This window comes from Massilia sp. W12 (assembly GCF_037300705.1).
In the GTDB taxonomy this organism is placed as follows: domain Bacteria; phylum Pseudomonadota; class Gammaproteobacteria; order Burkholderiales; family Burkholderiaceae_D; genus JACPVY01.
Genome location: NZ_CP147776.1, coordinates 2,020,649 through 2,043,887 on the forward strand (window position 1 = coordinate 2,020,649; position 23,239 = coordinate 2,043,887).

At 63.4% G+C, this 23,239-nt stretch carries 12 protein-coding genes; 8 read left to right on the forward strand and 4 right to left on the reverse strand.

Going from position 1 to position 23,239, the window contains the following annotated elements:
* The first annotated feature begins 52 nt into the window (after nucleotides 1-52).
* A complete protein-coding gene (locus V8J88_RS08125) occupies nucleotides 53-337 on the forward strand; it encodes a polyhydroxyalkanoic acid system family protein (RefSeq protein WP_338848895.1) in 285 nt (94 codons plus the stop codon).
* On the opposite strand, the gene V8J88_RS08130 is transcribed toward V8J88_RS08125, so the two are convergent.
* From V8J88_RS08130 to V8J88_RS08140, 3 genes are read right to left on the reverse strand one after another with little or no spacing between them, the layout of a single operon-like run.
* Nucleotides 334-1,512: a GNAT family N-acetyltransferase gene (locus V8J88_RS08130; RefSeq protein ID WP_338848896.1), complete on the reverse strand. Its 1,179-nt coding sequence runs from the start codon at nucleotides 1,510-1,512 to the stop codon at nucleotides 334-336. The genes V8J88_RS08125 and V8J88_RS08130 overlap by 4 nt on opposite strands.
* Nucleotides 1,493-1,918 (reverse strand): hypothetical protein, encoded by a 426-nt coding sequence (locus V8J88_RS08135; protein ID WP_338848897.1) that lies wholly within the window; start codon nucleotides 1,916-1,918, stop codon nucleotides 1,493-1,495. Before V8J88_RS08135 ends, V8J88_RS08130 begins: the two co-directional genes overlap by 20 nt.
* Before the next feature lie 37 nt (nucleotides 1,919-1,955).
* Nucleotides 1,956-2,831 (reverse strand): universal stress protein, encoded by an 876-nt coding sequence (locus V8J88_RS08140; RefSeq protein WP_338848898.1) that lies wholly within the window; start codon nucleotides 2,829-2,831, stop codon nucleotides 1,956-1,958.
* Nucleotides 2,832-3,158: 327 nt separating this feature from the next.
* Here V8J88_RS08140 and V8J88_RS08145 point away from each other — a divergent pair, with 327 nt between their 5' ends.
* From V8J88_RS08145 to V8J88_RS08175, 7 genes are all read left to right on the forward strand, one after another.
* Nucleotides 3,159-3,521, forward strand: a complete 363-nt coding sequence (locus tag V8J88_RS08145) for a hypothetical protein (RefSeq protein ID WP_338848899.1) — start codon at nucleotides 3,159-3,161, stop codon at nucleotides 3,519-3,521.
* A 266-nt stretch (nucleotides 3,522-3,787) separates the two neighbouring features.
* Nucleotides 3,788-6,385, forward strand: coding sequence for a hypothetical protein (locus V8J88_RS08150; RefSeq protein WP_338848900.1), 2,598 nt, complete (start codon nucleotides 3,788-3,790; stop codon nucleotides 6,383-6,385).
* Between the two features lie 3 nt (nucleotides 6,386-6,388).
* The gene (locus V8J88_RS08155; protein WP_338848901.1) at nucleotides 6,389-9,598 is read left to right on the forward strand and encodes a poly-gamma-glutamate biosynthesis protein PgsC/CapC; all 3,210 of its coding nucleotides are present in this window, start codon (nucleotides 6,389-6,391) and stop codon (nucleotides 9,596-9,598) included.
* Nucleotide 9,599: 1 nt separating this feature from the next.
* Nucleotides 9,600-12,116 (forward strand): hypothetical protein, encoded by a 2,517-nt coding sequence (locus V8J88_RS08160; protein WP_338848902.1) that lies wholly within the window; start codon nucleotides 9,600-9,602, stop codon nucleotides 12,114-12,116.
* Nucleotides 12,097-13,083 carry a hypothetical protein gene (locus tag V8J88_RS08165; RefSeq protein ID WP_338848903.1) on the forward strand — a complete coding sequence of 329 codons (987 nt, stop codon included), beginning with the start codon at nucleotides 12,097-12,099 and terminating at the stop codon, nucleotides 13,081-13,083. The genes V8J88_RS08160 and V8J88_RS08165 overlap by 20 nt, the downstream gene beginning before the upstream one ends.
* 8 nt (nucleotides 13,084-13,091) lie before the next feature.
* Nucleotides 13,092-18,644, forward strand: coding sequence for a hypothetical protein (locus V8J88_RS08170; protein WP_338848904.1), 5,553 nt, complete (start codon nucleotides 13,092-13,094; stop codon nucleotides 18,642-18,644).
* A 2-nt stretch (nucleotides 18,645-18,646) separates the two neighbouring features.
* Nucleotides 18,647-22,891, forward strand: a complete 4,245-nt coding sequence (locus tag V8J88_RS08175; RefSeq protein ID WP_338848905.1) for a hypothetical protein — start codon at nucleotides 18,647-18,649, stop codon at nucleotides 22,889-22,891.
* 97 nt (nucleotides 22,892-22,988) lie between these two features.
* Here the strand turns inward: V8J88_RS08175 and V8J88_RS08180 are convergent, their stop codons facing one another.
* Nucleotides 22,989-23,210: a hypothetical protein gene (locus V8J88_RS08180; protein WP_338848906.1), complete on the reverse strand. Its 222-nt coding sequence runs from the start codon at nucleotides 23,208-23,210 to the stop codon at nucleotides 22,989-22,991.
* Nucleotides 23,211-23,239 lie beyond the last annotated feature (29 nt).

A 23,239-nucleotide genomic window follows, 5' to 3' on the forward strand; every position in this document is an offset into this window, starting at 1 on the left:
GCGGCCTTGCCGCGCATGGGTTGCGCGGCGCGCATTGAATAAAGGAAAAACCATGGCTGACATCAGCTACACCGTCGATCACACGCTTTCCCATGATGAAGCGCTCAAAGCCGCGCAAAAAGTCGCTGACGATCTGGCGCGCGAATATGAATTGAGCTGTGAATGGGATGGCGATGTGCTCAACTTCTCACGCAGCGGCGTCAAGGGCAATCTGACCGTCACCCCGGATCAGGCCTGTATCGAAATCAAGCTCGGCTTTTTGCTTTCGGCCTTCTCCGGCAAAATCGAAGAGCAAGTCAGCAAAAATATGCGCAAAGTGTTTTGCGGCGAGGCTTAAGCCCCGCTCTTGGGCTGTTTGAAAGGCTGATGCGCTTGCAAATAGCCGGCATATTCCGCCATCCTGTGCTGTTCATGCTGCAAAGATTGTTCAACTGCGGCGAAAAAACCGGGATGGCGCAAATCATGCGCAGACCAGGTGGTGTGCGGCAAAAAGCCGCGCGCCAATTTGTGTTCGCCTTGCGCCCCGCCTTCAAAGCGGCGCAGTCCATGCGCGATGCAAAATTCCAAGGCTTGATAATAAGCCGTCTCAAAATGCAGGCAGGCAATCTGCCGCACACATCCCCAATAGCGCCCATAGATTACGCCATTTGCATGCAACAACAGCGAAGCGGCGACATCTTCGCCATCCTGGCTGGCGATAATCAATAACAATTGCTGCGGCATTCCCTGCGCCAGACGCAAAAAGAAATCCAGATTCAGATAGGGACTGGAATGATGTGAGGCATAGGTGGCTTGATAGCAGCGCGTGAAAAAACGCCAATCCGCTTCATGAGCGCTGTTTCCATCCAGCCAGCGGAAAAGCACGCCCGCCTGACGCACCCGGCGCCGTTCAGCAGCGATATTTTTGCGCTTTTTTTGTTCCAAACTGCGCATAAAATCATCAAACGAGGCATAACCGGGGTTATCCCAATGGAATTGCAAGCCCTGGCGCAATAACATGCCCTGGGTTTGCATCAGCTGCGCCTCCTCTTCGCGCAAAAACAGAATATGGCTGGAAGAAATGCCTTGCTCTTGCTGCATCTGCTTGCGCCAGTCATGCCAGGCGGCGTGCAGGGCTTGCAGACTGGCTTCATCACGCGCCAGAAAGCGCCGCCCGGCCACCGGCGTAAAGGGCAGGGCGGATAAGAGTTTCGGGTAGTAGTGCAAGCCGTGCCGCGCATAGGCTTCCGCCCAGCCCCAGTCAAACACATATTCGCCATAGGAATGCGACTTTAAAAACAGCGGCATCAATGCCTGCAATGTGTCATCGCGCCACAAGCTCAAATGACAAGCCTGCCAGCCGCTCTCAGCGCAGGCCGCGCCGCTGTCTTGCAGCGCGCGCAAGTAGCACAAACTGTGAAACGGCGTATCGCGGCTGCCCTGCAGCGCATCCCACTGGTCTGGCGCAATCTCATGCAAATCGTGCAGGATGCGGCGCTGCCAGGGGCCGGACTCAGTCGGCGGAAGTGACATAATCGGTGATAATGACTTGATTGACTTTGACTTGCGGGAATTTTTCATTCACCGCTTGCGTCAGCATGCCTTGCATCTTGGTGAATTTGGCCACATCCGGTGAATTCAGTGTGGCCGGATCATAATTTTCCAGCGTCTGTTGCAGAAAATTCGACAGCGCATTGCGCATTTTGCCGATTTGCTCGCTGTCCTTGGCCTCAATTTTCAGCGAAAAGCTGGCGCGCATCGTGAATTCGCGCGATTGCAGGCTGATCGGGCCGATATGCGAGTAGCGCGCCGCCAGGGCGGCTTCGAGCGCCGGGTCAAGCGGCGGCTTGGCGAAACGCCAGGCCAACACCAGACCCAACACCAGTAATGCCGCCAAACTCACTGCAATTGCAACGCTATTGTCGTTATCTGTTTTCATCGCCATCCTGCCAAAAGGCACTGACAGGAGGCGCAGATCAATGCGCCATCAGCACCGGGATTGTCATCGATTCAAGAATGGTCTTGGTGACGCCGCCCAAAAAGGTTTCGCGCCAGCGCGAATGCCCATACGCGCCCATCACCAGCATATCCGAGCCGAAATCATTGGCCAGCGACAAGAGCGCATTGCCGACATCAAGCTTGCGTTTTTCGACCCGGTCTTCATCCGTATAGTGTACCGAGGCTTCCGCTTTTACGCCATGGCGCGCCAGATACAGCGCAATATCCGCGCCCGGCTCATCGCCATGGATGCCCGGCTTCTCATCCGGATCAAACACCGCGATTTGCACCAGCTCCGCCTGCTGCAAGATCGGCAGCGCATAGGTCACGGCGCGCACCGCTTCTTTGCCGCCATTCCAGGCCAGCAAAATGCGCTTGCCGATTGGATGTTGCGCTGTATCAAATTCGCCCACATAAGGCAGCACCAGCACCGGACGTTGCGCATGCAACACCACTTGTTGCGGGAAGTCGGGCAGCACCGAAGGACTGACTTCATCCAGATCGGTCTGGCCGATGATCACCAGATCGGCATAGCGCGCATGCAGGCACAAACCGGCGCCGGCTTCGTCATCGACGATATGGGTTTCCACCGAATCCACCCCCAGGGCGCGCATTTCCGGCTCAAACGCCGCCAGCGCTTTTTTGGCGCGTTCGCGTAAAAAGTCCAGATGCAAAGACAGGTTGGGATCGCAATCCTCAAAGCGCGCATTTTGATAGATGAAGCGTGAAATACCCGTCATCGCCACCCCAACCACATGCGCCTGCTCACGCTGCGCCATATGCGCCGCCAGCGCCAGCCGCGCCTTGCAGCGCTTGGTTTCATCGACGTGCACCAGAATTGTTTTGTAAGACATGATGATCTCCGCTGAGATAGGGGGATGCCTGTTGAGGCAAGCTGATTTCTGCTACACGCATTATAGCTGCCCCGGGGGACAGTGAGGGGCTGCAATGGCAGGAGTGGGGGTAGTTCTGATGGGGGGTGTTGCTCTGCCGCTGGCGATGCGGAAAAGGATGTCAGGCAGACGGGGCCATGTTGTTGGCCGCCGCTTCTTTGCGCTGATGCAGTCTGGATGTTCCCGGCCCTGAGCCGGCGCAAGAGGGGCGCGCGATTGAACTCGCGTTTGGATGAAACCAGCTGCAGGCGCTGGCAATGCGCTTGAGCCAGACGTTCTGCGCCAAACATGGCCACAGGCAATAAAACATTTGTAATCTTTTTGTCTGGAAACAATGTGCAAAAGGAAGGTATGTTGCAGCGCACCGTCAACAAACAAAACGATCTTCCGTCAATTCCACATAAAACCAAGCATCATTTGCCATCCTGCCTTGTCGGCTCGCAAATCTTCCAAAGATTGCCATATGGCATCCGGCGGCTTCTTGCTGAAAATCAAGATGATGCTGTTTTCGCCGAAAATGTTGGAAAATGTCGTATGATTCATGTAATATGCGCGAAGTTTGCAAGATGTCGCAATAACTCTGCGCATTTTGACAAATTCAGCAATCGCACCCACCAGGCGCGCGGCCCCCGTTGCGCAGACCTGGCATAAGGCCACAGGCAGGCCGCATCTGCGCCGCCGCAAGATTGTCTTTGTGTCTGCTATACAGCATGCAAGCTTGGCAATGTTTCAATTTCTTACGCATTGCAGTCTATTCAATACTGCCTGGAAAATATTAAAATAATAAAATTCCACGCATAAATATGTATTTTTTCTCATCTCTGAGCCATTGCCTTATGGGCTGCTCAGATCAGCCAGCGCTTTTCTGCGCCTGCCACTGAACAAATGCTGTAAATCGCGACCACAGGGAGACCCGCATGAGCACGATGACCTCGCGCGCCGCCGGCGCGCATGCTGCGCCAAGGCAGGCCACGCCACAGCGGCCTGGGCGTGTCCCTGCTATGCGGGCGCTGCGGGCGTTGGGCTTGATGCCCGGAAGCCGGGCGGTATTGCTGTGCGCGTTGCTGCTCTGGCTGGCGCACAGCCTGCAAGCCTTGCAAGCCGCCGACGCCTGGTTGCAGCACGTGATCTGGCGCCTGGCGCCGCAGGCCCATCGCAGCCCGCAAGTACTCTTGATTGAAATTCCTTACGCGCAATTGCATGCCAGTCTGCCCGCCTTGCCGGCCTTGAGCGCGCAATGGCGCCAGGCGGGGGCGCGGGCGGTGGCGGCGGATCTGCCGGCGCCGGTGACAGGCGATATCATCCAAGCCGGCGGCGCGGCCGGCAGCCATGCAAGCACCCGGCAATGGTTGGCGCAATTGGCCGGAGTGAGCCAGCAGCAAGCCCATTTTTTACCCGACCATGCCTACCGCAGCGATGAATTGCCGCGCATCGCCTTGGCGCGCGCGCAGCAAGAAGGAATTCCGTCTGCGCTGCTGCGTGATCGCGTGGTGCTGCTCGGCTTGCAAGGCGAAGCCGTCTTGCGCAGCTATGCCTTGCCGGGACAAAGCGCTGCCGTCTCAGCCCTGCAATATCAGGGATTTCTGCTCGATTCATTGTTGCAACACGGGCGCATCGCGCCAACCGGGGTGTGGGCCAGCGGCGCACTCTTGCTGCTGTGCGGCTTACTCTGCTGCCTGGTGCTGCAAGGCGTCAGCCTGCGTCTGGCCGGCTGGCTGACCTTGTGCAGCCTGCCATTCTGGCTCGCGCTGGGCGCGCTGCTCTTACTCTGCGCCAAAACCTGGCTGCCTTTGAGCGCCCTGATTCTGCTGGGTTTTGCCACATCTTTTTGCGTACTGCAAGCGCGCAACCGGCGCGCTGAAATCCATACCCAAAGCCTGATCGCCAATCTGTCCGGCAAATTGCAAAGAATGAGCATGCCGCCGGCCCTGATTGAAAGCGATGAGCACTGGCAGTTTTTATTGCGCCTGCTCGATCAAACCTTGCATGTGCAATGCGCGATTTTGCTGGAAGCCCCGGCCAAGGGCTGGCATCTGCGCGAAGTGCAGGCGCAGGGCTGCGCCCTGGGGGCGATTTCAGAATTGCGGCGCGATTACCGCCGCCAGCCTTATGCGCAAGCGCTGCAAAGCGGCGCTTTGCACGAAGTGCGCGATTTCCTGGGCGGCGATTGCGCATCCGCGCGCCAGTTTGTGTACGCCTTGCAAAATAATGGCGTGGTGCAAGGCTTTCTGGTGTTTGGCGTCGCTGCGCAGCAAGAGCAGCATTTTTTATCGCAGCAGGATGCGCTGCAGGCGATTGCCGCGCAAATTGCCGTTTTGCTGTCGCAGCGGCGCGCCTGGCTGGCGCAGCAGGCGCGCGCGAATGCGCCCTGGCGCCAATGGTTTGCCGATGCGCGCCAGGGCGCCTTGCAGCAATTGCAGCAAGCCGTGGCCGATATGCAAGCGCGCGCCCAGGTATTGGAGCAAAGCCTGCAACAAGCCAGCCACGCCAGTATTTTGTTTGATGTGTTTGGCCGCGTGCTGTTGATCAATCAAGCCATGCGCGCCCATCTGCAAGAACAAGGCTTGAGTCCGCAAGGGCAGGGCGCCAGCGGCCTGTTGACCCAATTGGCCGGCAAGAGCCGCGAAGAAGTGCGGCTGGCGATGCAGGATTTGATTTTAGCCCGGCGCGAACTGTTGTGGCCGCTGGCGGGGCGGCGCAGCCAGGTCTTGCGCGCCAGCGCCTTGCATGCGGCCAAGGCGCGCGCCGATATGCCGTTTGCCCTGGTCGGCATTCAGCTTGAAATTCTCGATGTCAGCGAATTGGCGTTGCAGCAAGACGCCAGCGCCGAAATCCGGCGCCAGATGTTGCAGCTGCTGCATGACGATCTGCGCAAACTGCCGGCCTTGGCGCGCAGCGCCATCAGCGCCTTGCAAAGCGGGCAGGGCGCAGCGCGCCAGCTGCAGCTGTGGCAATGGCTGCAGCACAAAACCGAAAATCTTGCGCGCCTGGAACAGCGTTCGCAATTGCTGCTGGCCTCGGTCGAGCAGGGCGCGTATATCTGCTATCCGCTCGACCTGGCCTTGCAATGCCGCCAGACACTACACAATCTGGCCCCGCAACTGCAAGCGCGCAGCTTGACATACGCCATCAAACAGAGCGCTCCGGTGTATGGCTTTGCCCTGCCGCCAGCCTTGCAAACCTGCTTGCACGCCATGCTCCTGGCCTTGATTGCCGATGCGGCGGAAGAATCGGCATTGCAGATTGAGATCATCAGCGAAGGCGGGCGCGCCGGGCTGCATTTGCACAACCAGGGTTTTGGCATGCGCAGCAGCCGCTTGCAGCAGGGCATGCAGGGCAATGATCCGGCCTTCGCCGCCCTGCGCAGCGCGCGCGACCAGCTGGCGCAGTGGGATGGCGCGCTCGAACTCGATTCCGCCCCCGGCAAAGGCAGCCGCGCCAGCCTGTACTTGCAAGCCTTTGATTGGCTGGGCGAGGATGCCGACAGCCTGTTGGCGCAGATGGCGAAGGCATAAGAGATGGATTTCGCCGCCGCTTGGCTCCCCCTGCAGATTTTCCCGCCCGGCGGCCTGGCCAGCTCGGTGGTGACCACCGTCTGGCTCGGGGTGTGGGTGGTGGCGCTGCTGAATTTGCGTCTGGGCTGGGTCATGTCCGGGCTGATTGTGCCGGGCTATCTCGTGCCGCTGATGTTGATCAAGCCGCAAGCTGCGCTGGTGGTTTTGCTTGAAGGCGTGCTTACTTATTGGCTGGTGTGGCTGTATTCCGAATGGTTTGCCATGCGCGTCGGCATGGCGCGCTTTTTTGGGCGCGACCGTTTTTTTGCCCTGGTCTTAATCAGCGTCGCGGTGCGGGTTGTGATGGATGGCTGGCTGTTGCCCATGTTTGGCGCCTGGCTTAACCGCCAGCCCGGCTGGGAATTTGATTATCAAAACAATTTGCACAGCTTCGGCCTGATCATCTCCGCCCTGGTGGCCAATAATTTCTGGAAAACCGGCCTGCGGCGCGGCGCTTTGATGATGTGCGTCACCATCGGCGTCACCTGGTTGCTGGTGCGCTTTGTTTTGCTTGAATACAGCAATTTCTCCCTGGGCAGCGTGGGCTTTTTATATGAAGACATCGCCAGCTCATTTTTGGCCAGTCCCAAGTCGTATATTATTTTGCTGATCACCGCCTATCTGGCCTCGCGCATGAATTTGCATTATGGCTGGGACTTCAGCGGTATTTTGATTCCCTCCCTGCTTGCGCTGCAGTGGTTTGAACCGCTCAAAATTCTCACATCCTTTATTGAAGCCGCCTGTATTTTGCTGCTCGCCGAGCTGGTCTTGCGCCTGCCTGTGTTTCAGCGCATCACCATCGAAGGCGCGCGCAAAGTCTTATTGTTTTTCAATCTGAGTTTTCTCTACAAGCTGGCGCTGGGCTGGGCCGTGGCCTGGCAGTGGCCGCACTTGCAAGTCAGCGATTACTATGGCTTTGGCTATCTGCTGCCGACCCTGGTGGCGATCAAAATGCATGATAAAAAAATCGTCGCCCGCATGTCGGTGGCGATTGTGCAAACTTCGCTGCTGGCCTCCCTGCTTGCCGCCGTCACCGGCTTTGCGCTCACCTTGCTGCCATTGAGCGGCGGCTACACTGAGCACAGCGCCGCCATCAGCGCGCCGGCGCGCATCCTGCCGCTGGCCGGCGATGTGCGGCAAGCGTTGTGGCAGGAAAAGCAGGCCGCTTATCAAAGTCTGATCGCAGAGGGCGGCGCAGCCTGGCGCGCGCCGGATGCGGCGCATATGCAAGCCTTTGCGCAAGGCCTGCGCCTGTTGCAATCGGCCACGGCAAACAGCAGCGATGCGCAACTCTTGCCCGCCGCCAAACACTTGCAACAAGCGCGCTATACGGTGCGGCGCCAGGGCGCTTATCTGCTGTTGACCGAACAAAGCCCGCGCCAATACTGGGGCGCGTATCTGCTGCGGCTTGATGCGCCGGGACAAACCATGATCCAAGTCCCGCTCACGGTGGATGAAGCGCCCGCGCTGGAAGCCGGTCTGCACCTGTTCCAACTGCAGCAGGCGCGCTATCTGGCCATCGGCGGCAGCGCGCGCCAGGCCGGCGCAGACGGGCGCGCCAATCCGCTGCAAGCCGCCAATACCCTGTTCCAAGTCTTTCACCGCACCCTGTCCGGCAATGACACCCTGCAAGTGCGCAGTCAGGCATCAGCGCAAGCCGGCTTGTGGATCAAGGGCGAACTGCCGCAAGGCGTGCAACTCGGCCTGCTGCAACACGATGCGCCCGGCCTGCCGGTATGGTGGCGCGCACGCCCAGAGAGCCGCATCAATTTGCAGCGCGACACCATGCACAGCGGCTTTGCCGAATTGCATGTCAGCGCACCGCACCTGCAGCGCTTGCGCGAACGCGCGCTGGCGGCGCAGCACCCCTTAGGCGCGCTGGCCCCGCTGCTGCAAGTGGAAAGCGGCTTGCCGCCGGAATTGCGCCTGCCGCCGGCCAGCGCAATTGCCGCCAGCGGCAGCAATGCCTACCGCGCGCCGGGCAGCGCTGAATTGATTTTCCTCGACCGCGAAGTGCTCACCCCGCTGGTGCAATTAGCGCGCAGCGGCCAGCCGCAAGCCGCGGATGGCGCTTTTGCGCTGCGCCTGCAAAGCGTGCAACAGGCCGCCTGGAGCATGGGTTACCGGGTGCGCTGGCTGCAAGACGGCGCGCAACATTATCTGGCGCTGCAAGAGCAGGCCGGCGCCGCGCGCTACTGGGGCGGCATACTGCTGCGCGTGCAATCCGGCCAGCCCTGGCGCAATGTGCTGCTGCAGGCCCCGCGTCCCTATTTTGAAGCCAACAGCCTGGAGCTGGCGGCGCAACTGTTTCACAGCCTGCAGGCCGGCGGCCTGATCATCGCCGGCGCCAGTCCGCTGGCGAATCAGGATTACAGCGCGGATCTCTTGCTGCCGGCGAATAAGGCGAATCTGATGAATTTGCTGACCCAGGTGTTTTTGCGCGAACAGGACAAACAAAACTGGCTCTTGCTGCAGGTGCGCGCGCTGAGTGCGCAACCCGGCCAGCAGCTGCCGCCGGCCGATATGGTGCTGGCCTTGGCTGATGGGGCCAACGCCAGCGCGCAATTAAGCCCGCTGGCGCAAACCGTGCGCCAGGTTTTACAGCAACAGGGACGCAGCGTGCACCTGGCCGGGGCCGGGGCGCAAGACCTCGCGTTCACGCCCCCGGCCAGCAGCCAGAATCTGTATTTAAGCACGCGCCAGAATAAGGAACTGGCCTTGCTCTGGGCCACCCCGCAAGCCGGGACCGGCTTGCGCCAGCGCGAAGAGGGCGATTCGCAACATGCGCAAATGCAAGCCCTGGGCATAGCCAGCCGCAACGCCGATCTGCGCCAACTGCTTGAGACCATGCCGCACGCCAGCCAGGCCCTGCCGGCAGAATTCAAGCGCCAGCTCGACGCCTGGCTGCAAACGCGCGATGTGGTGCGCCTGCATCAAGCCATGCGCCAGCAGCCCGATTTGCGCCTGCAATATGTGCTCGACCAGCCCAGCCAGCGCGCGTATCTGCTGATCAGCCGGCAAACCGAGGCGGGTGAGGCCTGGCTGGCGCTGCTGGATGTGGCCGCGAGCGACCCGCAGCGGGTGCAAATCTATGCGCCGGGACAAAGCATGGCGAGCCAGACGCACAGATTTGTGACACACCACAACAGCTGGTGGCTGGCAAGGAGCGAATGAGATGCGCATCACAAAAATCATCGGCTGGCTGATGTGCGGCAGCGCGCTGGCGCTGCTGGCTGTGGCCGGCGCCCAATACGCCGCACAAGGCGCACAGCAGCGCCAGGCCGCCGCCAGCGCGCTCGACCCGGCCCGCCTGAAACTGGCGCAACACGCCAAACCGGGACAAGCCTTTATCCTGGCCGATAGCCGCAAGCTGGAATTTGCGGTGCAGCCGGCCCCCTTGCGCCTGGTGACGAATGCGAATGTGCGCGACTTGCAGCCGATCCGCCAGGCGCTGCAAGCCGACCCCAGGCGGCGTTGGGAATACAGCTTGCAGCTGGAATTGCTGGACGCCGCCGGGCGCGTGCTGGAAAGCCGCGCATTGCATATGCAAGCCGGCTTGCAGGAAGTCAAACGGGCTGATGGCAGCATAGGCGGGGCCGCGTTTTATCTGGAAAAAGAGCGTTTTCCGCTGAGTGCGCAAAGCCTGAATCTGGCGCTGCAAGCCTGGCCGCAAGTCAGCAAACTGCGTCTGCGTTTGAGCGGCCTCGAACCTGAATTGGCCGATATCGCCTTGCGCCTGTACCAGGCGCGCGCAGACAGCCTGAGCGGCATGGAACAACGCTGGCGCCGCTTATCGGCGCAGCAAAAAGAAGAGCTGGCGCGCGGCAGCGTGCACCACCAAGCCTTGTTAGAGGAAGAAGAAAAACAAAATCTGCTGCGCAACGCGCATCAAGCCATCGGGCCGCAGGGACAGCCCGGGCGCGACTACCAGCTGCGCAATATCTACTTGCTGCACGAAAACGAGGGCGAATTGCAAGCCGCCCCGGCGCTGCCGCCCGGCATGCCGTTTGATGCGCGCCAATATGTCACCGTCCCCACGCCGGCGCAGGGCGGCGCACTGCGCCTGGAACTGCAAGCCAATCCGCGCGCGCCGCACAATACAGATACGCGCATCCTGTGGCGCTGGCGCGGCCCCGGCCTGTATCAGCAAAAACAGGGCGCGCTGGATTGGCCGGCGGCGCACAGCCGGATGCAAGCCAGCCTGCAGCTGGAAGGCGGTTTGCTGGAACTGCAGATTCCGCGCGCCGGCCTGCTGCGCGTCTGGCATCAAGCGCCGGGACAGTCCGGCGAGCAGGAAATCACGCCGCCGCACACCTGGCAGCGCGCGTATCTGGCGCAAGAGGGACGCAGCCTGACGTTTCCGCTGGCCGAATCTGAACAGCACAGCGGTTTGCGGCTCTCGCTCTACAGCCTGCAGCAAGGCGCGGGCGCAGCGCAAAGCGCGCATTACGCCATTCTCGACGCCAGCGGCGCCGAATTGGCGCAAGGCGGCTTGACGCTGTCCGCCGCACCCGAACATTACGCCGCCATACCCGCTGACTTGAGCGCGGCGCAGCAAGGGCGCTATCTGGGCGAACTACAGCAACGTTATTTGCTCTTGCCGCCGCGCGCGGCCAGCGTGCGCATCAGCGCCGGCCCCGCCTCCAGCATACTGGCGGCGGCGCACAGCCGGCCCTATGCGCTGGCGCGCGAAGTGCGGGCCCCGGATGATTACTACAGCTTCGACGCCAAGGGCAAACGGATTCCCGGCTGGTTTGCCCTGACCCCGCAAGACAGCGCCAGCCTGATCGCGCAAGACCGCAGCCGCAGCCTGCTGCTGCAAACCCGTCCCGCTGAGGTGCGCGAAGACCAGGCGCAAATCCTGGCCGGCGACTACGACTGGCAGGAAGTGCGCCCGCAAGGGGCCTGGCTGGCGCGCCCGATTCTGGCCGCGCGCGAGCCGGGCAGCCCGTTCCGCCCGGAAATGCTGCCCGTCACCTTCACCCCGCTGGCAGGCGCAGTGCGCCAGACCATCATCGTGCCGGCATGGCAGGGCCGCCAGCAATTGCAAGCCAGCCTGCTGTGGCTGGGACAGGGCGGCAGCGACATCCGGATCGAGCTTAATGGCCAGCCTTTCTACTCAGGCCGCCTGCATGGCCCGATGGCCGAACAAGTCTTGCCGCCGATCAGCGCAGGCCGGCACACTCTGCGCGTGCACAGCAGCAACGGCGGGCAGTTTTTGCTCAACCACATTCAACCCGGCCCGGGCGCCCTGGTGCGCCGCTTGGCGCAGCGTTTTCAGGGGCAGATCGTGTTTGATTACCAGCGCAGCCAGGCGGTGGCCGAAACCTTGAGCTTGCGCGTGTACCAGACTCCCGGCGGACAGGCTGATTTGCGCCTGCGCATCGAAGGCCCGCCCTTGCCGGTCGGCAAACCGCTGGCGGCCTGGCTGTTTGCCGAACGGGTGGCGCAGATCAAACCCGGGGCCGGGCCGCGCGCGCGCATTTTGGGTGCGGCTGACGAATTAAGCGATGGCGGCCAGAGCCTGTATCTGCCATTTCCCGCCGAGGCCCCGGCCGGACGCTATCGCATCCACATCAGCGGCAGCAGCCAAACGCGCTACCTGGCTTTATCACGCCTCAGCGCAGGACGCCAGGCGCGCACCGATTTTCATTTTCAAGCCGAATCCAGCCATGAACAACATGCACAATAAAACCCCCATGCTGATTTGCTTTGCCTTGTGCCCGGCATTGCTCGCGCCCCTCTCCGCAGCTTTGGCCGCGCCACTTGCCGCCCCTCTTGCCGCGCCAAGCCAGAGCGCGCCTGGCGCCGCCAGCGCCAGCGCCAGCGCGCCGGCCCTGTTGCGCCAGATCAAACAAGCCAGCCAGGCGCGCCATTTCAGCGCGCCCGACGCACAGGAAATGGCGCAGGCCGAACGCCTGTTCGCCCAGCTGTTCGCAGGCGCCGCCTTCAAGCAGGTGCAAAACACAGCGCAAGCCCTGCAAATGGAACTCACGCAGCAGGGCGATTTATGGTTGCTGCAAGAAGCCGCCGAGGCCCGGCGCGGACGCGGTTTTTACGCATTCCGCAGCAGCGGCCAGACCATCTTGCAAATGCCGCACAGCTTTAAAGATGAAATGACGCGCGAGATCGGCGTGCAATTATGCATAGAAGCCGGCGCGGCAGTGCGCGCCGCCGCCTGGAACAGCGTACCGCGCCGCTTTGAAGCCGAAGACGGGACACAAATCAATGCCGACCTGGCGCATTTGCCGCACAGCTGGCTGATCGCCTTCACCCGCGCCGCCGCCGCCAGCGGCAAAGCGCAGCGCATCTTGCAACTGCACGGTTTTGAACAAGGCAAGCGCAAACAAAGCGCGCTGCAAGACGCGGACATGATTTTAAGCGCCGGCCATGCCGCCCCGCCGCCAGCCTTGCGCCAGGCGCGCGCGGAACTGGCCAAACGCCTGCAGCGCAAGATAGCCCTGTATGGCGAAGATGCGCACGAACTGGGCGCCACCACCAATCAGCAAGCCGCCGCGCTGCGCGCCCAGCCTGGCTTTGCCGCGCAAATGCAATTTGTGCACATCGAAATGAGCCGCGAATTGCGCGCCGATTTACAAGCGCAAGCCGGATTGCGCGCGCACTGGCTGGCGGCTTTGCTGGCGCAAGGGGGACAATGATGGCGCGCATGCACTACCGCCGCCGCGTTGCGCGCATTCATAGCGCACACGCCGGCAGCGCGCCGGCCCGCCGGCATGGCCCGGCGCTGCAAGCATTCAGCGCGCTGAGCGCCTTGTGCGCGCTGCCGGCCCAGGCCCAGGTCGGCCTCGCCGACAGCCGCATGTTGAGCGGAATTGATGCGCGCGCGCTGGAGGCGGCGGCGCAATTGCCGCTGCCGCAGCAGCTTGAGCGCGTGCATCCCGGTGCACCGTTTTGGCGCGGCCATAGCGCCGGCGTGCAATGGACGCAACAACACATCCAGATCGCAGCGGGACACCAGCTGTGGCTTTTAGTGCCCGCCGGGGCCGCCTTGCACATAGAGCAGGCGCAGCCCGGCAGCGCGCTGCAATTCTGGCGCAGCAATGGCAGCGGCTTGCTGCTGGCCCAGCAGATCGCCGCCGTCCCCGGCGGCGGCTGGCGCCTGCAGGAAGCGGGACAAAGCGATGACAGCATGCAGCAAGCCCGCTTGTATCTGGTGGAATTGCCCGCCAGCGCGCCGCAGGCCGAATCGCTCAGCTTAGCGCTGCGCCGGCCACAAGCCTTCGCCAATCTGGCGCTGTACCCGGAATTAGTGGCCGCCGCCAGTCCCTCGCGCGTCCTGCGCATGGAGCAGGAAGCCGTGGCCCAATCGTATTGGCAAGTCGGGCCGGAACAGCGCCAGGAATTCATGGTGCAAGGCCCGGCCCGCCTGGCGGTGCGCAGCCGCGCCCTGTTTGGCGCGCCAGCCGTGGCCAGCGCGCAGGCGGAGTGGCAATTGCAGGTGCAATTGGCCGACGCCGCCGCGCCGCTCTCCGGCCCGCTCTGGCAGGCCAGGGCGGAAAGCCGGCAAATGCTGTATCTGGATGAACAGCCGGCCTTGCTGTCCGAAGCGCGCCAGGCCTGGCTTGATCTGCCCGCCGGCGCACACCGCCTGCAATTGCGCGCCAGCCAGCCGGCCTTGCTGCAAATCTGGAAAAGCCGGGCCGAACCTTATTTGCATGCCGCCAATGCCGGCCACCGCTTGCCGCAAGACGATGCGGCGCAAGCCCGGTTTGTCACTGATCCCTGGACGCTCGATGAAGCCAAGCTGGAACAAGCCGCGCAGGCCGGTCTGGCCGCCTGGGCGCACGCCGCCCCCAGATTGGCGCAGGATATGCGACGGCGCGGCAGCAGCAGCGCCGCCGCTGCGATTTGGCGCAGCCTGGGCGCGGCGCGTCCCGATGTTCCCGCCGCACAACAGGCCGCGCGCGAAGCAGCGCAGGAATTGGGCTTTTGGCGCGACCTCCTGCCGCACAATAAACCGCTGCCGCAGGCCGAACGCTATGCCTGGTTTTTGCAACAGCGCTTGCGCGAACCGGGCGAGCGCGAGTGGGGCCGCATCATCGCCAGCGCACATGAACAAGCCTGGCTGGATGGCTTGCAAGGAGTGCGTCTGGCGGCGCTGGGCGTGGGGCAGGAACAGGCCTTGCGCTACCACTTGCCGGCGCGCGAAGCCGCCAGCAGCCTGCGTCTGGCGCTGCCGGCGGGACAAGCCGGGGCCGGCCACAAACTGTGGCTGCAATTTGATCAGCAGCCCCCGTTCGTCCTGCAGTTGCAAGACAGCGCGCCCGCCCAGCACTTTGCGCCGGACGCCGTGGCCGCCGCCTTGCAGGCGCAAGCCCTGCGGCTGGGACAGGACGGCGCGCCGGCCCCAGCGCTGCAAGCCGGCAGCACCTGGTCGGCCCTGTTTGCGCATGGCGGCGCACAGCCGCGCGAAAGCGCTGCGCTGATACAGGCGCAACATCTGGACATCGCGCTGCCGGCGCAAGTGCGCGAAGTGCGCCTGTGGCGTGAGCAAGCCGCCGCGCAAAACAGCCCCGCCGTGTTGTACGCCGGCGTGCAATGGCGCGCCGGACGCCAGTGGCGCATGCAGGAAAGCGACTGGCTGGCCGCCTGGCAAGCCGGCGACAGCGAGCAGGGCTTGCATGATTTGCAACAGGCCTTGCGCGGCCAGGTCCCGCACGGGCCGGCGGCGCAACGCGACAGCCAATTGCAAGAATTGGCGCGCCTGATCGGCAGTGAAAACAATCTCTTCAGTCAAAGCGTGAGTCCGCCCCCGGTCACGCCAGAAATCAAACCGCAGCATGTGCAAAAACTGGCGCAGGCGCGCAGCCTGCTGGCGCAACAGCAATGGCTGCCGGCGCTGGAATTGTGGAGTCCGCTGACGCATCACCCGGAGCCTGGCTTGCAGCTGGAGGCGCGCGCGGCGCAATGGCAAGCCATGCTGGCCTTGGGCGAACTCAACCTGGCCGAACAGCTGGCGCGGCAGCGTCTTTTATATGACACGCAGGGGGCCGCACGCGAACAGGCGCGCGCCCACTTGCAGCAGCTGTATGCATTCCGTCAGGATGCGCCGGCCCGGCTCACCTTGGCGGCGGTGGCGCTGGCGCAGTTGCGCCGCGCCGATGGCGCCAGCGATCCGCGCCTGCTGCAGGAATTCGTGCACGCCCTGCAGGCCAATGATCAGAGCGAATCCGCGCTGCAAGCCGCCAGCCTGCTGCCGCGCGCATGGCAACCCCATAATCTGCTGCTCGGCTGGTGTCTGGAGCGCCAATGGCAAGCAGCGTTTGAGGTACTGCAAAGCAAGCAAAAACACGCCGCCGCACGCGAATATTGGCAAGCCTTGGCGCATGCGCGCAACGCACAGTGGCAGGCCGCCATGCAAGGTTTTTCTCTGGCGCACGATCTGGCCGCGCTGCACCCCGGCGCGCTGGAGCCTGCATATGGCGAACCCGCCGCCTGGCGCGACTGGCTGCGCGAGGGTTTGCAGCTGCAACAATCCTTGCAAGCCGCACGCGCCGACGCCGCCGCGCTGCGCGACTTGCGCCGCGCCTGGGGCGCATGGCAGGACAAGGCGCCCGGCCCCTGGCGCTGGCGCGATGCGCCGGGCTTGCTGCAAGACCATGACGGCGCGCAAACCCTGTACGCCAGCCAGCGCGACCATTACCAATACGCCTGGCGCAGCACAGCGCAACGGGCGCTGCAGCTCAAGGTGCACGGCCCGGTGCGCCTGCGCATCAGCGCGCGCGCCCTGCATGCCCAGCCTGAGCGCCAGCAAGCATTGCAAGCCTGGTTCAAGCTGCATGTGCACAGCCTGCACGAGGGCGAACAGCAACGCGCCCTGTACACCCTGCCGCTGCGCCATGACCGCGCCTTGCCGCAATGGCGCCTGGCAGGCGAGGAGGGCCTGGGCGTGGGACAGGCCGTGTGGCGTGAACTGGAATTGGGCGCGGGCGAACATCGCCTGGAATTGAGCGGGCAGGGCGCGGATGTGCTGTGGCAGGTGCAGCAAGCCAGACCGCAAATCGAAGTTCCGCTCTTACCCTGGTTGCAAGCCGATACGCCGCTGGCCCCGGCGCCGCTGTTTGACCCCCAGACATTTTCACTGGTGCGCGAAGCCGGCTGGTTTGGCTGCCGCACCTGTCACCAGATCTTGCAGCCGCAAGGCGCCGGCGCGGCAGGCGCGCGCGCCCTGCTGCAAGCGGCCTGGCCGCGCAGCGCCGGCTTGCCGGCCACACCGCCGCCGCCGTCGCCAGCGCAGCCGACCCCACTGGCGCAAGGGCGCAGCGCACCGCAACTGCTGGCGCGCGGCGCAGACATCGCGGCAATCGCCGCCTTGCCGGCGCCAGCCGAACGCAACGCCGCGCGCGATTGGCTGCAAGCCCTGCTGTGGCGGCTGGAGCAGGGCGACAGCCTGCCCAAAAGCCTGCTGGCCAAAGCCTTCGCCTTGCAGCAAGCCCATCCGGATTGGCTGGAACTGGGCGCCCTGGTTGACGCGCTGACCCATAACAGCGACTGGGAATTGCAAACCAGCGTGCAGGGCAGCGCCGGCATGCGCAGCCGCGCCCTGACCCATTGGCAGCCGGAAGCGCCCGCCATGCGCGTGCGCCGCGCCTTGCTGGGCCAGAGCGTGGACGGCGAATACCTGCTCAGCGGCGATACGCGCCTGCTCTTGAATCTGGAGAGCCGCGCCGCGCAAACCATGGAATTGCTCTTGCAACAGCGCGATGTGGCGCGCCAGCCGGCGCAAGCCCTGCGCGCCGCCATGCAAATCGGCAATGGCGAAGTGCGCGAATTTGTCTTGCAAGCCGGCGCGCCGCAACGCATCAGCCTGGCGCTGACACGCGGCCAGCAAGTGCTCAAGCTGTGGCTCAAACAAGGCTGGGCCAATCAATTTTTATCCGTGCGCGCAATCCACCATCCCGGACTCGGGGTGCAAGCCGAAAACGAACGCTTTTATCATGTCGCCAGCGCGCGCGAACCGCTGCGCCTGCTGCTGCCCGGCCCGGCCTGGGTGCGCCTGGACAGCTGGCGCGAGGGCCAGACCCACAGCCAATACCTGTTATTGAACGAAGCTGAAAACAAACTCAAACTCGGCCCGCCGCCCGGCGAAAAAGAAGGCTTGTACCGCGTCTTTGTGCGCCAGGCTGGCGCGCCGCGCATGCCGGCCACGCCGCGTCCGCAAACGGCGCAATTGCTGGCCGCGCCAGCGCCCATGTTCAGCGCGGCCTGGCTGGCGCAACTGGACGCCGGCGCCCGGGCCGCAGCGGCCCCGGACAGCGCGCCGGCCCCGCTCAGCGCGCAAGCGGGGCCTCATCTGGCCCCGGCCTTATCCCATCGCGCCGTCACACGCGGCACCGGCAGCCTGTACGCCAGCCTGCTGCCGCGCCAGGGCCAGCCGCTGTCATTTGAGAGCGGCGCCAGCTATCGCTATTTTGATGAAGACGGTCACAACTGGTATCGCGCCGAACTGTTTGCCCGGCGCGACAACGCAGCAAGCGGGGCCAGCCAGGCGCGCGCCCATCTGCTCGGCTTGCAGGGACACTATCTGCATGATCCGGGCTGGCGCGGCTGGCAGTGGGGCGCCCAGGCCGCGCTCTTATGGCGGCAGGAAAACGGCAGCCAAAAACTGCAAGGCGGCGCGCAAGCCTTTGTGCGCCAAAGCCGGGTCTTGCACCCGGATTGGATGCATCAACCCCAGGCGCGCATCTTCATCCGCCAGAGCGCCAGCGCGCAAGACGCCGCGCTGCTGGGCGGCGACGCCACGCAAAGCAGCACGCCAGCGCGCAATCTGGGCTTGGAAATCAGCGATAAATTGAGCTACCGCCCCTGGCAGGACGCCATCGCCAGCGCCCAGCTGCGTTTGCAAAGCGGGGCCAGCCTGCTGCCCGACACCGCCCATGTGCAAGCGCAATGGCAGCAAATGCGCGGCGCCCACCGCTTCGGCCTGCGCTACGACAGCAGCCTGCTGCGCGAAGGCGGGCGCTTGCGCAACAGCAATCACAGCGTGCGCATGCAACTCAATAGCGAACATTGGCTGGCGCAACAGCAGCGCCTCGAATTGGGCGTGTTTGTGCAGCGCGACTTGAGCCGGCGCGCCTGGTCTGCCGGCATCGGTCTGACCCTGCACTTAAACGGCGGACGCGATTTGCGCGACTTCAGCCCGGATGAACTGGCCTGGCGCGAATTGCGCCGGCGCCGCCAAGTCAGCAGTGGAGAATGAGCATGGCAAGGATGCGTCAAGCAGTGGATGACAGTCTGTTCAGCGCCGGCCTGGCTGCGCATGAATTGCGGATTGAGGCGCAGCGTTTAGCGCAGATCGGCCAAGCCTGGCGCGTCTGGCGCGCGCAACAAAGCGCCTGGGACGCCGGGGATGCCGATTTGCCCTGTCACTTCATGCGCGAATTCTGTTTGCAATGCCTGCAGCAATGGCAAGCGATGGCCGCCGCGCACAGCGAATTCACACAAGCCCTGCAAGCATGTGACAGTCCCGCCGCGCAAAAACGCCTGATGTTGGACTACGCCGCGCAACTCGGGGCCAGCCCGGCCCGGCTGCGCGGCGATGCGCGCGCCTTTGCGCGCTGGTTTGGCCCGGATGCGCTGGAAGACCGCTACCAGCGCGCGCAGGGTTTGCAAGAACGCCTCTTGCGCCTGGCATTGCGCCAATGCGGCCAGCTGGCGGCCTGGCGCTTGCAGCAGGAAACCGCAGCGGCAGATCAGGCGCTGGCATGCTGGCGCCGCCTGCGTCTGGAAGATTGCCTGCATGCGCTGCTGCAAGCCGGGGCCAACCAGACCTTGCGCAGCCTGGCCCTGCAAGCGCTGGCCACAGCCGGCAGCGCGCTGGCGCCGCAGTTGCAAGAAGACATCTTGCAGACACCCAGCTTGCAATTCGTGTATCAAAGCGCAGCCAATGCGCGCCTTGACGCCTGGTTGCAAATTCACGCCCTGGAATTGCTCTTGCGCATGGCGCCGGCCTCGTTTGTCGAGCTGGCCGCAGTGCGCCTGCGCAGCGCGCAAAGCCTGCAGCGCGCGCGCGCACAAAGCGGGGAGGGCGCGCCGGACCCGCGCGACGCTGATTTATTCGTGCGCCGCCGCATCGTTGACGCCTGCGCCAAACTCACGCGCAGCGCGCGCGCCTATCTGGCGCGCATCGCCGCCGCCGATCCCAGCCCCTGGGTGCGCCAGGGACTGGCGATCTTACTCAGTGAACAAGCATGCGCCGGGCAAAACGGCTTGATCCAGGAATTGTTTTTCCCGCTCTTGCAAAACGATGTCGAAAGCAAGGTGCGCGCGCAGGCCGCCTGCCAGCTGCCGGCCTTGCTCAGCTTGCAGCTGCGCCAGACCGGCCCGTCCCTGCCGCTGCAACGCTGGCTGGCGCAAGCGCTCAGCACCGAGCGCCAGGAATTTGTCTTGCGCTGCCTGCTGGCGGCGCTGGAACAATGCGTGCAAATCCTGGCGCAGGCCGGCAGCGCGCACGCCGCCAGCCTGCCGCGCTGGCTGGAAGCGGTCAACCCGGCGCTGGATGTGCTGCATTGCGAAGCCGGCTATAAAGTGCGGCGCTGGGCCGCGCACTGCGCCGAAACCCTCTGGCTGTACGCCGACGCGCGCCAGGCCGCCTTGCTGCCGGACTTGCAAAGCGCCATCGCCGCCTGCGCGCCCGGCCACGCAGTGCTGCTGCCGGCGCACTTTGGCGAATTGTCCGCCGCGCGCCTGGCGCGCATGCTGGCCTTGCTCACGCGCCAGGATTTCGGGCTGTCGCTGGAAAAAACCGCATCCGGCTGGCGCTTGTGGCGCGGCGAGCGTTTCGCCTTTCGCCTGTGGCGCTGGCTGCATGAAATGCGCCACCCCTCGCCCGACAAACGGCAAGCTTTCCGTCACACCGTGGGCCGGGTCTTCAAAGGCGAATTGCGCATCCCCTCGCCGATTCTGGCGGAAATGTCCGAAACCAAGGTGCCGGGCGAACCGCTGCAAATCGACAGCGAAGGCGGCTGGCGCCCCTATCTGCCCTTGGCCGACGAATTGCTGTCCCTGCTTGATCAAGACGCCGCCTCAGAAGCGCTGCGCATCGTCAGCAGCGAAGGCGTGACCGAATTGCGGCCGCCGCGCGGAGCCTGGGCGCGCATCAAAGCGCGGCTGTGGCTGAGCCGCAATTTCGCCACCATCGCACGCCTGCGCAACTGGCGCGAAGACAGCCAGGCCAGCCCGAACAGCTATTTGCAACAAATCCGCGCGCTGGGCTTTTCAGTCAAATTCCACGCCCACCGCTACGCCAAAAACTGGCAATGGCGGATTGATCCGGCGGTCAGCCGCTTTTTCGCCTTCGCCGCCGTGCCCTGGAGCATCAGCGCAGATTTGCCCAGCCCGCAAGATTTGTACTTGCGCTTTTCCAATTACTTCTTTTCCGCCTACGACAATTCGCTGCTGGATCTGGCCTTGTTCACCGCCGCCGCGATGGCCTTTTTCTTTGGCAACCACATCTGGCAAAACCGCCTGATGCAACAAGCGCGCCGCCGCGTGCCGCTGGTGGTGGGCGGCTGGGGCACGCGCGGCAAATCCGGCACCGAACGCATCAAAGCCGCACTCTTCAATGGCCTGGGCTATACCGTGGTCAGCAAAACCACCGGCTGCGAAGCCATGTTTTTATATGGCCACCCGCTGCAGCGCCTGCGCGAAATGTTTTTATTCCGTCCCTACGACAAAGCGACGATCTGGGAGCAGCAACATTTAGTGCGCCTCTCCACCCGCCTGGGCTGTGAAGTGTTTCTATGGGAATGCATGGCCTTGACGCCCGACTTTGTGCAACTCTTGCAACGCAGTTGGATGCGCGATGATATTTCCACCATCACCAACACCTTCCCAGACCATGAAGACTTGCAAGGCCCGGCCGGCATCAATATTCCGCAAGTGATGTGCAATTTCATTCCCAAAGGCGGGGTCTTGCTCACCAGCGAAGAACAAATGCGGCCGATTTTGCAGCAAGCCGCGCAGCAGCTGGGGACACGCATGAGCGGCGTCGGCTGGCGCGAATCGGGCTTGCTGCCGCCCGATGTGCTAGCCCGTTTTCCCTACCAGGAACACCCGGACAATATCGCCTTGGTGCTGGCCTTGGCGCGCGAACTGGGCGTGGCGCCCGATTTCGCCTTGAAAGAAATGGCCGACCGCGTGGTGGCCGATCTGGGCGTGCTGAAAACCTATCCCTATGCCAGCGTGGCCGGACGGCGTTTGATGTTTGTGAATGGCATGTCAGCCAATGAGCGCTTCGGCTGCCTGGGCAATTGGACCCGCCTGGGCTTTGACAAAATGGAGCCGGACGCGCTGCCCGGCGTGTTTTTGAGCACCGTGGTCAACAACCGTGGCGACCGCATTGCCCGCTCGCGCGTATTCGCCAACATCCTGGTGGAAGACTTGCGCGCCGATTTCCATGTGCTGATCGGCTCCAATCTGGCCGGCCTGCAAGGCTATATCCGCGCAGCCTGGGATGCCCAAGCCGCCAAAATCACCCTCTGGCCGGAGCAGGGCGAGGCGCTGCAAGTCTTGCAGCAATTCGCGCGCCATCTGCGCATCTGCCACAGCGCGGCGCAATTGCAAGCGCGCCTGCAAGCCAGCTGGCAGGGCATGGGCTTGCCGGCGACCGGCTGCAACTGGGCCGAACTGGCCGCCAATCCGGCCGCGCTGCAAGCTGCGCTGGAGGCGCTGCACTGTCCCCACAGCCAGGCGCTGTTGCAGGCCATGCAAGCGCAGCGGCAAAGCCTGCAAGAATATGAGGACTTCGCGCGCCGCCTGCAGCAAAGCGCAGACCAAGCCACGCTGGACGCTGAATTCCGCGCGCTGTTATGGCAATGGTTTGCGCGCAAGCTGATTGTGGTGGAAGACTATTACGCCAGCGGCGACAGCATCATCCAACGCTTAGCCGAACTGATCCCGCCCGGCTGTGAAAACCGCGTGATGGGAATTCAAAACATCAAGGGCACAGGCTTGGGCTTTATTTATTGCTGGCAAGCCTGGGACGCCTGCTGGCAAGCCTGCCGCGACTTGCTCGCACGCGATGGACAAAGCCAGGAACAGGGGTTGCAAGACTTGCTGCAGATGCAGGATTTCGGCGTGTTATCAGAACAGCATCTGCGCCACACATTGGAGCAGGCGCGCGCCCAGCCCGCGATGCAAACTGACGCCCGCCGCGCCGCCCTGGCGCGCATCGAACAGCAACTCAATGTGCGCATGCAGGAAGTGCGCGCCGCGATGGGCGCACAGGCCGCCGCCTCCTGGCAGGAAACGCTGTGCGCCTGGCTCGAATCCTGGCTGGACGCGCCCGACGCCATCCTGCGCCGCCGCCGCGCCAACCGCATCTACACCGACCTCGCGGCAGAGCGCATCAGCCACGCCCGCGCCGCGCGTGAATTGCAAGACTTGACGCAAAGACAAAAGGGCGGCTGGTTATATCAGCACTGGAAGCGCTGGCGCGCGGGGTGAGGGGGGGGACTGGTTGATTGAAATGCAAAAATGGCAGGGATTCTTGCGAATCACCTGCCATTTTTTCGTTTCTGAACGCGAAGTTCAGAAGCGGGAATTACTTGGAAGCGGAAGCAGAAGCTGCAGCAGCGGAAGCCGATGCGGAAGCGGAAGCTTCTTTCTTAGCTTTCTTGGCTTTTTTCGGCTTGGCGGAAGCGTCAGCGGAAGCAGCGGCGGAAGCCATTGCGGAAGCGGAAGCGGAAGCAGCCGGAGCGGAAGCGCTGGCGAAAGCGGACACGGAGAACAGGGTGGCTACCAGAGCGGCGATCAGTTTGGACATGTTAAAACTCCTCAAGGTTAGACAGATAT

What these genes read in the sequence shown, in the direction of transcription:
- V8J88_RS08125 (WP_338848895.1), top strand. Translation starts at nt 53, where the DNA reads ATGGCTGACATCAGCTACACCGTCGATCACACGCTTTCCCATGATGAA.
- V8J88_RS08130 (WP_338848896.1), bottom strand. Translation starts at nt 1,512, where the DNA reads ATGTCACTTCCGCCGACTGAGTCCGGCCCCTGGCAGCGCCGCATCCTG.
- V8J88_RS08135 (WP_338848897.1), bottom strand. Translation starts at nt 1,918, where the DNA reads ATGAAAACAGATAACGACAATAGCGTTGCAATTGCAGTGAGTTTGGCG.
- V8J88_RS08140 (WP_338848898.1), bottom strand. Translation starts at nt 2,831, where the DNA reads ATGTCTTACAAAACAATTCTGGTGCACGTCGATGAAACCAAGCGCTGC.
- V8J88_RS08145 (WP_338848899.1), top strand. Translation starts at nt 3,159, where the DNA reads ATGGCCACAGGCAATAAAACATTTGTAATCTTTTTGTCTGGAAACAAT.
- V8J88_RS08150 (WP_338848900.1), top strand. Translation starts at nt 3,788, where the DNA reads ATGAGCACGATGACCTCGCGCGCCGCCGGCGCGCATGCTGCGCCAAGG.
- V8J88_RS08155 (WP_338848901.1), top strand. Translation starts at nt 6,389, where the DNA reads ATGGATTTCGCCGCCGCTTGGCTCCCCCTGCAGATTTTCCCGCCCGGC.
- V8J88_RS08160 (WP_338848902.1), top strand. Translation starts at nt 9,600, where the DNA reads ATGCGCATCACAAAAATCATCGGCTGGCTGATGTGCGGCAGCGCGCTG.
- V8J88_RS08165 (WP_338848903.1), top strand. Translation starts at nt 12,097, where the DNA reads ATGAACAACATGCACAATAAAACCCCCATGCTGATTTGCTTTGCCTTG.
- V8J88_RS08170 (WP_338848904.1), top strand. Translation starts at nt 13,092, where the DNA reads ATGCACTACCGCCGCCGCGTTGCGCGCATTCATAGCGCACACGCCGGC.
- V8J88_RS08175 (WP_338848905.1), top strand. Translation starts at nt 18,647, where the DNA reads ATGGCAAGGATGCGTCAAGCAGTGGATGACAGTCTGTTCAGCGCCGGC.
- V8J88_RS08180 (WP_338848906.1), bottom strand. Translation starts at nt 23,210, where the DNA reads ATGTCCAAACTGATCGCCGCTCTGGTAGCCACCCTGTTCTCCGTGTCC.